Consider the following 6,886-nt stretch of genomic DNA (forward strand, 5'->3'; position numbering starts at 1 on the left):
ATTACGCCGTTTATGGGCTCTTGACTCTTTCGCAACTGTCAAAGACGGGATTATATCAAAAATCCCAACTTTTACAACCAAAGGATATGGGAGCAAATCCTCACAGAATATACGGGTAAATTTTGACAGCTAAGAAGGAATACATCGGTTCTTAAATCGGTTTTTCTGCATATAGTGCTGAACAGGGGCACGCTCCCGCTAACCTCGCCTTCGCAGCGGTACTAACTTCAAGTTGCGCTTCGCTTGCTTTCAGCAAGTACCGGCGGGCTCAGATTACCCCTCCTTCAGCACTCTATGTAGAAAAACGATGGAAAACATTTTATCTCCTTCTTAGCTGTCTAAATTTTCCCCAAATCCTCAAAGTACTCTGCGCTATTCGGAATTTGCTTCTTCTCTAAACGTTTATTGGCATAGCGCCGGATGCTGTTCAGAATAACCGCCCATAAAGGTACGGCGATAATCATTCCCACAAAGCCGAAAAGTCCGCCGAATAGAATGATGGAGAATAGTACCCAGAAGCTGGAAAGTCCGGTGGAGTCTCCCAAAATCTTCGGTCCGATGACATTTCCGTCCAGCTGCTGAATCGCCAAAATGGCAATGGCAAAGTACAGAGCCTGCAGAGGACTGCTTAACATAATCAAGATGATGCAGGGAATGGCGCCCACGAAGGGGCCGAAGAAGGGCACCACATTGGTTACGCCGACGATTACGGAAACCAACAAAGTGTAGGGCATCTTCATTATGCTTAAAACAAAGAAGGTTAAAATTCCGATAATCACACTGTCGATGATTTTTCCCAGAATAAAACCGCCGAACATCTTGTGAACATATTGCAGCTCTTCAATAATCCCTTTCGCCTTTTCCTTGGAAAAGATGGCAAACAGGAGCTTTCGAAATTGTAGCTTCAAGGTCTTCTTCAGATTTAAAAGGTAAACCATCACAATCAGACCGATTAAGATGTTCTTCACCACCGTAAAGGTATTCCATATACCGTCACGGAAGAATGCGGCAATATTTTGTAAATGTCCCAAAATCGTCTGGGCACTCTCCGGTTTACTGCTGAAAAAGGCACTGATCTCCGTATATAAATCTTCCACATACTCTCTGGCTTCAGGATAATTGGTCAGCAGGGTTTGAATTCTTTCGTAGGAGCGATTAAGGGCATCCGGCAAAGTCATATATAGGTTATAGATGGACTTTGTCAGCTCCGGAATCAAAAGAGATACCAGACTTCCTCCGATAAATACCAGAAACAACAGGCTGCAAATGGTGGCCAGAAAACTACTTATGGTACTTTGTTTTTTGCTTTTTTTGCGAAAAAACTTTGCCAAAAGAACATCCGTCATCTTTACCACAAAGTTATATACCGGGCTCATTAAATAGGCCAAAACCGCCCCGTAAATAATGGGCATCAGAATCTGAATAAAGAGATTAAAATTCTTGTTAATGGTCTCCAAATGGCTCACTATAATAAAAAGCAGGGAAGTCGCCGCCAATACCAAAAATGCGGTAATTCCCCACTTGATTTGTTCTGTCCAGTTTTCCCTTTTCATGGCTCTACACTCCTAAAAGAACAGTTCATCTATACATCGCCCTGTACATCTGCCATTTTTTTCTATAAAACAGTCACTTTTCCCTGTGACTCTATGCTTTACAAATACGGCAGGAACAGTTTATTTCTTACTTAACACAAAAATCAGACTCACCAAAGCGCCGTACCACACGTTTGACTCCTAGCATTAAGCCAGGTGGGTCACCTCACGGATTATTCAAGGATCCTTAACCGCAGGACGGAAGGCATGCTATCCTAATCGCAAATATCGGAATCCCGTATGTCATATTTGTAGGTTCAAATTGTGTGGACTCGAACGCCCCAGCCAAGTCTGTAAAAAAATTATAGCAAAGGGCACCTGGGCTTGCAAGTAAGAATTTCTATTCCATAGCTTACAGATTTTCTATTCCATAGCTTACAAAAAGCATTCCTTTTTCCACGGAAATCTCTGCCTCTTCTCCTGTAAAGGCGTTGCTCACCCCTATAGGAAAGTTGTTCTTTAAGCAGCCTTTATGCACCTGATAGAGAAGTCCCTTCTCCTCTACCCCCCTAGCCTCCTCGGAATAGGAAAACACGGAACAAGTCCCTTTCATCCCTTTCGGAAAATGCAGACTTCCATCTTGAACTGCCGTAATAAGCTCTTCTTTTCCGTACAAATATCCCCTAGCCTTTTGTTCGGTAAGATAGGCCAGACTTTGTAATGCGGCAAGGCTATGGTCAAAGCGCCTTCCCTCTAAAGCCCCAAAGATGTGGATTTCCTTGATTCCTTCTTCCAGACAAAGCTTGATAGCCGCTAAAAGATCCGTATCATTTTTCACTACAGGAAGTTGCTTCAGGGGAATCCCCTGAAAGGAAGACTCTGAAAGAAATTCCGCCTTCTCCTTCGGATTTTCAGAAAAGATAGTATAGGATGCAGAAGACGGATTTTCTAAGGAGCTCCCTCTCAAAGAATCCAAATCTCCCAAAATCAAAGAGGGGCTAATACCTTCCTCTTGACAGTATCGAAAGCCTCCGTCCACCGCAATAATCAGATCCTCTCGATCCAAGGGAAAAGGAATTCCATAAAAATATCCGGCACAGATTAATATTCCTCTTCTTCCCATACTTTCTCCTGTCTCATTGCACAAATCCCTTTTTAGATTTTTTTCTATCCTATGCACTTGCATAAAGCACTGCTTTTCCCGGAAATACATTCCCGCTTTTTTTATCAGCTTTCCTTTTTATTCTCTCTCATAGAGCTAAAAAAACGGGAAAGCAAGTCCCTTGCTTCCCCCTCTAAAACATTTTCCCGAATCGTCACCCGATGATTCAGCTCCTTCATCTGCAAAACATTCAAGAGAGAACCGCAGAAGCCGGCTTTGGGATTCCGAAGAGAAAAGACCAGACGGGGGATTCTGGCCTGCAAAATAGCGCCTGCACACATGGGGCAGGGTTCCAAATTCACATAGAGGGTACAATCCTCCAATCGCCAGTCTCCTATTTTCTTACAGGCCTTCTCAATGGCTAAAATTTCTCCATGGTAAAGGGCATTGTTCTTTCGATTTCTCTGGTTATAGCCCCTGCCCAAAATCGTTCCCGGAAGAATTCCCTTTTCTTGGCAAAGTCTTCCCATGAGCGAGTCCGGCTTCGTCCCGTCATAAACAATCAGCGCCCCGATGGGAACATCCCCCCGGGACGCTGCTTTTTTCGCCAGGGAAAGAGCCATCTTCATATAGTCTTTCTCTGTTTTCATTTCTTTTTAAAACTCCTTGTAGAGAGACTTTCCAATCAGCTCAGAGGGAAGGGAAACGGAAAAATTATCCGCGACACTGGCACCGATTACGCCGAAGCTGTCCTGCTCCTCCCCTTGACCTCCTGCAATTCCCTTATGATAAACCAGGAGAGGCACCTGTTCTCTGGTATGGTCCGTTCCGGAAAATGTAGGATCATTTCCATGGTCCGCAGTCAGCATCAAAAGATCGTCCTCCTTCAATACGGACAGCAATTCGCCCAGCTTCTCATCAAAGCGCTCAATTTCTTCTCCGTAGCCGATGGGATCTCTTCTGTGGCCGTAAAGGGCATCAAAGTCCACCAGATTCACAAAGCAAAGTCCTTTAAAATCCTCGTCCTTTGCCACGGCAATGCACTGTTCCATCCCTTCTACAGAGGAGCGGGAGTGGATGGCTTTATTGATTCCCTCTCCCACGAAGATATCATTAATCTTTCCAATGGAAATCACGGAAAGTCCCGCCTCTTCCAAATAATTCAGCACGGTTTTTGTAGGTGGCTTTAAAGCCAAGTCATGGCGGTTGGAGGTTCTCTTAAACTCTCCCCTTCTCTCCCCTACATAGGGTCTGGCAATGACTCTTCCGACTCTCCATTCGTCCTTCATGGTGATTTCTCTGGCAATTTCACAGTCCTTGTACAGTTCCTCCAAACCAAAATACTTGGGATCTTCCGGAGCCGCAATCTGCAAAACGGAGTCCGCAGAGGTATAAACAATCATACTTCCGGTCCTTAATTGCTCCTCTCCCAGCTCCTCAATAATCTCCGTTCCGGAGGCTGCCTTGTTTCCAATCACTTTTCTTCCGGTCTTTTCCTCTAATGCCTGAATTAATTCCGGTGGAAATCCGGTGTCGGTAAAGGTAATAAAGGGCTTTTCCGTCTTTATCCCCATCATTTCCCAGTGTCCGGTCATAGTGTCTTTCCCGTTACTGGCTTCATTTAAGGCATAGTACTTGGCCATAGGCTTCTCTACCGGAGAAACCCCTTTTAAGCGCTTTAAATTTCCCATGCCCAGCTTTTCCAAATTAGGGATGGAAAATGAGGGCATCTTTTCCGTAATATGAAGGAAGGTATCCGTGCCTTCGTCTCCAAACTTTGCTGCATCCTTGCCATTTCCAATGCCTAAAGAATCTAAAACAATCAAAAATATTCTTTTAAATTTCATCTTCCCTACTTTCTCTCTTTCTCCCTTTGAATCAGGAGCTTTACGGCCTCAATGGCGGTCTGAATCGCCAAATCCGTATCGTGTAAAATTTCATTGGAAAGTCCGGCCTTTACTCTCTCCTGGTTGGATACCACAAAAAGAACGGTTCCCACCTTCTTTTTCAGGTAGGCTCCCACAGTAAAAAGCGCCGCACTTTCCATTTCGGAAGCCTTACAGCCCAATTTGCACCAGGCCTCCCACTTCTCCAACAATTCCTTGGAGACCGGCAAATCCTCCGGCTTATGCTGTCCATAAAAAGCATCCTTACACTGCACTACCCCCACATGGGTTTTTGCGGAAAGCTTTTTTCCCGCCTCTTCCAGCACCTTAGTCAGCTCGAAGTCCGCTGTGGCTGGCCACTCGATAGGGGCATATTCCTTGGATGTTCCCTCCATACGGATTGCAGACTGGGCAATCACCAAATCTCCTGCTTCTACCGAAAGGTCCATTCCTCCCGCTGTACCTACACGGATAAAAACCTCTCCTCCACAGGTACTGAGCTCTTCCAAAGCAATAGAAGTGGAAGGGCCGCCGATACCGGTGGAGCAGACACTGACCTTTTCTCCCAAAAGGGTTCCGGTATAGGTCACATACTCTCTTCTGTCCGCCACCAATTCCGGATTGTCAAAATATTTTGCAATCTTTTCACAGCGTTTCGGATCTCCGGGGAGGAGAACATATTTTCCTAAATCTCCTTTTTTTACCCCGATATGATAACAGCGTTCATCTTCTGAATAATTAATCATGGAAACTCCTTATGCTAAAGCCAATGCAAATGCCTTGTGCTAAATGTTATGCAAATACTTATGTCAAGCATAACACAAAATCTTTATGCCAAACATAACGCAAAATCTTTATGCCAAACGTAAAGCAATCTCCATCATATCCTTAAAGCCCACCTTTCTCTCCTCAGGAGAAAGCTCTGTTCCCTTTAAGATATGGTCGGAAATGGAAAGGATCGCCAAGGCCTTCTTCCCTGCCTTCGCCGCATTCATATAGAGGGCTGCAGCCTCCATTTCCACGCAAAGGGCACCCATGCTTGCCCACTTTTCATTGGCCTTGGTATAGCCGTTATAGAAAACATCCGAGGAAACCACATTTCCCACCTTAACGGGAATCTTTAACTCTCTGGCTGTTCCTACTGCCTTCTCCAACAAGGAGTAATCTGCAATAGGCGCAAAGTCTCCCGGCAGTTCATACTGGTAGCTGTAGCGGGAATCCGTGCAGGCTCCCATAGCCATAACCACATCCTTTAAGTCAATATCCTCGTGTAAAGCCCCTGCGGAACCGATACGAATAATGGCATCCACATCATAATGATTAAAAAGCTCGTAAGAATAAATACCGATGGAGGGCATACCCATTCCTGCCCCCATCACGGAAACTTCCTTCTCGTTGTATTTTCCGGTAAAGCCCAGCATATTTCTGACTGTATTAAAACACTTAACATCCGTCAAAAAGGTCTCCGCAATAAACTTGGCCCGAAGGGGATCTCCCGGCATTAAAACGGTCTTGGCAATCTGTCCTAGCTCTGCTTCATTGTGTGCTGTTCCCATACTATCCTCCTTGATTGTTGACTAAATAATATTATCTTTGGAAGAAGCGATATTTACCGCTTCCCATACTACTTTTTAATCCTTATAAACTTTTCTATCTTATTAACTGTAAAAAAAACATCCCCGTGATAAAGGACTGTTCCCAAAGCAACTGCTTAGTCCTCCAGTGCCTCCGGCAAAAAGGCATGGGGAAGGAGCTCAGCAAGCGTATAAATCTTATACTCCTCTTCATTTTTTGCCAAAATGACCTGAAAGCTTTGTAAATCCACAAACTCCGACATCACCTGACGACAAATTCCGCAGGGCATACAGTAGGGAAGCTCCTCACTATCCTTCATGCCTCCTACTATGGCGATTCTCTGAAAATGCTTATAGCCCTCACTGACCGCCTTAAACAGGGCGGTTCTTTCTCCGCAGTTACTGGCTCCATAGGAAGCATTTTCCACATTACAGCCTAAAAATACTTCTCCCGAATCTGTTTCCAACGCTACGCCCACCTGAAAATGAGAGTAGGGACTATAGGCTTTTCTTCTGGCCTGAAGCGCCTTCCGAATCAAAGCCTTTGCAATATTTTCACTTACAATATCTTTTGTACTTATATCCTCTGTTCCCAAACGATTCTCTTCCTTTCCTTCGTCTATAGATTTTCTATAGCATAAGGCTTTTCTTCAAAAAAGACCAGTCTTTCCGGATACAAAAAAAGTGATAAAGGATAATTCCTCTATCACAATCCTCACGAAAACCTTGTTTTCAGCCTGCGGATGACAGGACTTGAACCTGCACGGTCGCCCACCAGAACCTAAATCTGGC

7 protein-coding genes and 1 other RNA gene are annotated in these 6,886 nt (G+C 44.7%); all 8 read right to left on the reverse strand.

Translation table 11 applies throughout. The annotated features are described in order from the left end of the window. Positions 1–338 precede the first annotated feature (338 nt). The 8 genes from ACO4PX_RS07535 to cdd all read right to left on the reverse strand — a co-directional run bounded on the left by ACO4PX_RS07535 (position 339) and on the right by cdd (position 6,690). Positions 339–1,553, reverse strand: coding sequence for an AI-2E family transporter (locus ACO4PX_RS07535; RefSeq protein WP_485572161.1), 1,215 nt, complete (start codon positions 1,551–1,553; stop codon positions 339–341). 145 nt (positions 1,554–1,698) lie between these two features. Next, positions 1,699–1,883: non-coding RNA, 6S RNA (gene ssrS / locus ACO4PX_RS07540), on the reverse strand. Between the two features lie 61 nt (positions 1,884–1,944). Continuing rightward, entirely contained in the window at positions 1,945–2,655 is a 711-nt protein-coding gene (locus tag ACO4PX_RS07545; RefSeq protein ID WP_485572162.1) for a thiamine diphosphokinase, read from the reverse strand. A gap of 104 nt (positions 2,656–2,759) precedes the next feature. Continuing rightward, complete coding sequence (locus ACO4PX_RS07550) at positions 2,760–3,284, reverse strand: nucleoside deaminase (protein WP_485572163.1); 525 nt, start codon at positions 3,282–3,284, stop codon at positions 2,760–2,762. 6 nt (positions 3,285–3,290) lie between these two features. After that, positions 3,291–4,481, reverse strand: a complete 1,191-nt coding sequence (locus ACO4PX_RS07555) for a phosphopentomutase (RefSeq protein WP_485572164.1) — start codon at positions 4,479–4,481, stop codon at positions 3,291–3,293. A gap of 5 nt (positions 4,482–4,486) precedes the next feature. Continuing rightward, on the reverse strand, positions 4,487–5,266 hold the full coding sequence (gene udp, locus ACO4PX_RS07560) for a uridine phosphorylase (protein WP_485572165.1): 780 nt from the start codon (positions 5,264–5,266) through the stop codon (positions 4,487–4,489). A gap of 108 nt (positions 5,267–5,374) precedes the next feature. Then, entirely contained in the window at positions 5,375–6,076 is a 702-nt protein-coding gene (deoD, locus tag ACO4PX_RS07565; protein ID WP_485572166.1) for a purine-nucleoside phosphorylase, read from the reverse strand. 155 nt (positions 6,077–6,231) lie between these two features. Continuing rightward, positions 6,232–6,690 (reverse strand): cytidine deaminase, encoded by a 459-nt coding sequence (gene cdd / locus ACO4PX_RS07570; protein WP_485572167.1) that lies wholly within the window; start codon positions 6,688–6,690, stop codon positions 6,232–6,234. Between the last annotated feature and the right edge of the window lie 196 nt (positions 6,691–6,886).

It is taken from the genome of Oribacterium sp. (assembly GCF_057249185.1).

What these genes read in the sequence shown, in the direction of transcription:
- ACO4PX_RS07535 (WP_485572161.1), bottom strand. Translation starts at nt 1,553, where the DNA reads ATGAAAAGGGAAAACTGGACAGAACAAATCAAGTGGGGAATTACCGCA.
- ACO4PX_RS07550 (WP_485572163.1), bottom strand. Translation starts at nt 3,284, where the DNA reads ATGAAAACAGAGAAAGACTATATGAAGATGGCTCTTTCCCTGGCGAAA.
- ACO4PX_RS07555 (WP_485572164.1), bottom strand. Translation starts at nt 4,481, where the DNA reads ATGAAATTTAAAAGAATATTTTTGATTGTTTTAGATTCTTTAGGCATT.
- ACO4PX_RS07545 (WP_485572162.1), bottom strand. Translation starts at nt 2,655, where the DNA reads ATGGGAAGAAGAGGAATATTAATCTGTGCCGGATATTTTTATGGAATT.
- deoD (WP_485572166.1), bottom strand. Translation starts at nt 6,076, where the DNA reads ATGGGAACAGCACACAATGAAGCAGAGCTAGGACAGATTGCCAAGACC.
- udp (WP_485572165.1), bottom strand. Translation starts at nt 5,266, where the DNA reads ATGATTAATTATTCAGAAGATGAACGCTGTTATCATATCGGGGTAAAA.